Here is a 4,603-nt window from a genome sequence, read left to right on the forward strand (position 1 = left end):
GGTTTATTTAACAAATTTTCTAAATTTAACCAAATAACTTTAGCTGTTCAAACCTTTACTCACGGCTTTTTGAGCACAAGAATAACTGGAAATTAATAACCAAAAAGTAAAATCACTTTATTCACGTAAGAGCCCCAGTCTTTAACAGAGACATTCATGCAAAATTTTTGCACCATGAAGTATGAAAATTAATACGGCTGTGGAACGAAGGAGAGGACGCACCAGCGCAGTTGGAGAATCCATTTTGGCGGACGTTCTTTCCGTCAAAATTAGTCGAGAACAAGCCCTTGGGTAAGCCGCTCCGAAAGTGAAGCAGCAGTATTACTTCTTTTTAGCGGAACTTTTATTTTCAAGGTAGCTAAAAGTTAAGGTATCTTCCCTGCCTCCGTAGATAGAAGTATATACTTATACAATAAATACTTTCTTAATAATCCGAAGCGCTGTTTATACAACACGAGCAGCGCTTTTTTTATTACCTGAGCAATCTTTGATATTTTTAAGTTATCGTATGCAATAAGATGGGCTTCCTTTTGCAACTTCTATAAGAAAGCTTTTCTGCGATGGTAACCGCATGATTCTCTTACTACCAATTCGCCGGGCAAATACACTCCCTGTTCGACTTCGAGCTCTTCGATTCTTGCATGCAGAAGAGTTGCTGCTGTTTCTCCCAGTTTCACTTTATCCTGACGGATTGTTGTCAGTGCAGGATTTACGTATCTGGAAGCTGGAATATCATCCAGACCAATAATTGCAAAATCTTCTAATGAGTAGGCGGACTCTTTGATCGCTCTCATCGCTCCGAACGCCATCATATCTGCACTTGCAAAAATTGCTTGCGGAAGCTCATTTTGTAACAGTAATTTTTTTACAGCATTATAGCCGCTTTCCTCAAAGAAGTCTCCTTCCAGCATCCAGTTGGTCTTTATCGGAAGGTTTTTCTCCTTCATGTGAAACCGAAAGCTTTCTTCTCTCAGCTTCGTAATCAAGGAGCCTCTCAGTCCACCGATGTAGGCAATGTTTTGTATGCCCAGATCCACCAGGTGATCTACTCCCAATTCAATTAATTGGTGATTGTCTGACATCACAAAGGAAGAATTTGGTCCATTCAGCTGAATTTCAAGCCCTACACAGGGGATTTCACTTTTATCTAATTCATACACAGAAGGCTGCACATTTCCCCCGCTGATTACAATACATCCATCCACGTTATAATGACGGCACCTTTCCAAAAAGTCTTCTTCCTCTTTATGAAATTTTTCATTGGAAAAAAACAAGAGATCATACCCCATAAACCCTATTTGTTTTTTAAAGGCATCGATCACTTCCACAAAAAAAGGATGGTTAAAGTCAGCATTTACCTCACCTGCATATATTACACCTATCACGTTTGTCTTTTTCCTTGCCAGCGTTTGGGCGGAGTAGGAAGGCCGGTAATTATGCTGCTCCATGATATCTAACACTCTTTTTTTCGTTTTTTCTCCAACGTCATCGTAATTATTTATAATTTTTGATACTGTAGCTCGCGAGACACCTGCTAATTCCGCAATTTCTTTTATTGTCATTCTCATGTCGCACTGCCCCTTGCCTCGATTTGAAATAAGTACTTTTATCATATCACAGGTTTTTATTTGGTTCTGCTAAACATTCCTGTCAGAATCGCTGCAGCAATGATTCACCGCTCTTCCTTTCGAGCACTGTTTATTCTATATGCGAACGGTAACACAAAACGATAAGAGAACCAAATTTAATCGAGTGTAAAAAACGGGCTGTCCATGAAGCAGGACAGCCCGTTTATATTCAAACAGCTTTACTTATTGTGTCCTTTTTTCTTTCCCGGTGAGCAGTTTACACCAATTCCCTTGCCATTCGACTGATTCGAATGTTTGGAATTTACATTTTGTTTCGGCGCCCATTCTTTCGGATGGTTTTCCGTAAATTCATTGTCACATGGGTTTGGGTTTGGTTCTGGTGTTGGTTCTTGTTCTGTTGGAGCTTCCCCAAAACGAACATTATCCAGGTACACGCGTCCTGCAAAATCACTTTCCTCATCCTGCAATATAAATTCAAAATCGCGGATAACAGTATCAGGTGCTAATACTTTTCCTTCCGCCAGTGTCAGAAGATCAAAAGAAAGCGATACGTGATAAATACCTTCTTCCACCTCTTCAAACTGAGAAAGATCTTCAAAGTTAATTTCTACTGTTTCTACAGCCTGCGCCCAAAATCCAAGCTCTGGTGGAGCCATGGCAAGGTTGACAATCATACTGCCTTCCTGCGCTCGAACCGGCTCAATATAAAGGTCTGCTTTCAGCGTATCTGCTTCTTCCCGTACTGCGTTAATATTTCGCAGCTGGATTCTTGGAGCAGTTGCCCACGCGTCAGAAGGCTTCACTTCCGGATACGCAAACTCCCAGGAAAGTGCCTGCGAATCATTTACTTCCAGGATATCCAGCTGTGCTTTAACACCGGATCCACCCTGCCAGTCCCACCCTTGCCTGGTACCGTCATCAAAAGTGGATGGCAGTGCCGCCTCTCCCAGTGGAGCATGGTTCACAGGTGTTACTTCGGCTGCCCGGTCTCCCGACACAGAAATTTGATCGATATAAAGTGTGTCCGCGGATGCTGTACCTACGAACAAAACAACATTCGTCATTACAGTATCATCTTGATGCGTACTGATAGCACTGAGTGCCGGTGCTGCCGCTGTGTCAATCGTTAACTCCGCTTCATATAATCCATCACTTCTCTCCGTGAAGTCAGCTTCACTGACAATCACCGATGCATCCGGATTTATCCATCCTGTGCTCTGACTCTGCGGAATCGCTGCGATAGCTACGGTATCCGGAGCTTCTGCGACAAGTTGAATGTTCAATTCCTCGGCCCCTGCTATATCTGCCGCCAGTCCTGCTTCATCTGCCGAAATACGCAGATTCGCCCAGTAGTTTCCTTCTGAAACATCAGAACTAGCTTCAAGCCCGTCTATCTCCAGCATATGATTCACATGAGAAAGCGTAACATCTTGCACAGGGCTATCAGCATTTACTACAAATCCCTGTGTACTGTCTTCAAAATCAAAAAGCACTTCAGTAAAAGGTTCTCTGAGCGTACGGTCAATTGGCTCATAAGGAATTCCTTTGATTCTGCTTCTTACGTATTCTCCAGAAAGACTTAATTCCTCCGGTGCCCAGACCTGATCGTCGCCTGGATCTAAGCTTGTTGCCTCGGTACGATTCAATTCAAAAGGAACAAAAGAACCGGAAGTTTCGTTTTTGTTCGTCAGTGACCAGTTTGCCCAGCTGATGTTATTTTCCGCTAAAAACGTCAGCCACTCATCTGCTTCGTCGATATAAGGGCCATTGTTTCCATCTGCTTGACTGGTGCCCCACTCTGTAGCAAATACCGCTACTCCATTTTCCAGCGCGTAACGAGCGTTACTCATAACGTTTTCACGGTCTTCACTTGTTTCTGATGTTGCATGCGTTCCTGTGTAAAAGTGTACAGTATACATCGTATTCTCATCATCGATTGGGTTATCCGCCGCAAGGTCTGGACGCTGGCTCCAGTTCGGGCTTCCTACAATGATGATGTTTTCTTTCGCATTCTCCGCGCGCAGCATATCTACAATTGGGTCTGCATAGTCTTTTACTGCCTGCCATCCAGCTGCATCATTAGTGACTCCTGGCGAGTTAGGATTCGGTTCATTTGCCAGTTCGTAAATAAGATTTGGATGGTTCGGGTATAAACTGGAAATCTCGTCAAAAAAATCCATAGCTCCTGAATAAATATCTGCATTTGGATCTCCAGGATGATGAACATGCCAGTCGATAATTACGTACATATCATTCTCGATCGCAAGTTCAATTCCTTCTATCACTTTATCTTTTAATTCAGGGTTCGTGGCGTATCCGTTTTCTCCTACATAGAGTGCAAGACGAATTACGTTTGAATCCCAGTCATTTGCAAGAGCTGCAAATGCATTATTGTTTACAATTTCACCAAACCACTGTAATCCGTGCGTACTCATTCCTTTCAATTGAATAGGTTGTCCATCTGCTCCTGCAAGCGTTCTCTGTCCTTCGTGGTCCACTAACTGAAGTGCTCCTGCTTCAGAAGGCTTTCGGTCGGGCGGCTGCAGTAAAGAATCGTTCTCGGCAAAAGAAGCTGTTGAAAACACACTTATGAATAATAATATTGCCATAATAGTACTAACCGCGTAACGCCAAGTTATCTTCAATAGAATCTTCCTCTCTGTTTTATCTTTAATACGAACTACCTAGTTAACGAAACCGGTTTCGTAAAAGAGTAAAAAAGAGAAACACAACAACCTTTCCTGTACCAGATCCAATATCTGAATCTTCTAACATATTATCATGTGAAAATAAGTAATGCAAGCGCTTTAATAAAGATGTTATTAAAGATAAGCCTCACGTAATCTTCCACCGGAAAGAGGCGGAGAATACCAATGTGAGGCTTAGTTATTACGCAGCTGCACGGCGCTGGGATTGGGCCGCTTCCCTTACACCTCTTACGATAAGTCAACTACGAAAGAGAAACCCTCTCTTTCGAGTTTCCTTTATCTCGTGGTGCGCAGTCCACCGACTGC

At 42.8% G+C, this 4,603-nt stretch carries 2 protein-coding genes; both read right to left on the bottom strand.

Going from position 1 to position 4,603, the window contains the following annotated elements; translation table 11 throughout:
* Positions 1 to 539 precede the first annotated feature (539 nt).
* A complete protein-coding gene (locus BLP92_RS17825; protein WP_090844802.1) occupies positions 540 to 1,568 on the bottom strand; it encodes a LacI family DNA-binding transcriptional regulator in 1,029 nt (342 codons plus the stop codon).
* A gap of 239 nt (positions 1,569 to 1,807) precedes the next feature.
* Positions 1,808 to 4,234 carry a carbohydrate-binding domain-containing protein gene (locus tag BLP92_RS17830; RefSeq protein WP_244516930.1) on the bottom strand — a complete coding sequence of 809 codons (2,427 nt, stop codon included), beginning with the start codon at positions 4,232 to 4,234 and terminating at the stop codon, positions 1,808 to 1,810.
* Positions 4,235 to 4,603 lie beyond the last annotated feature (369 nt).

Origin of the sequence: Alkalicoccus daliensis (assembly GCF_900103955.1) — a bacterium.
Lineage (GTDB): Bacteria > Bacillota > Bacilli > Bacillales > Salisediminibacteriaceae > Alkalicoccus > Alkalicoccus daliensis.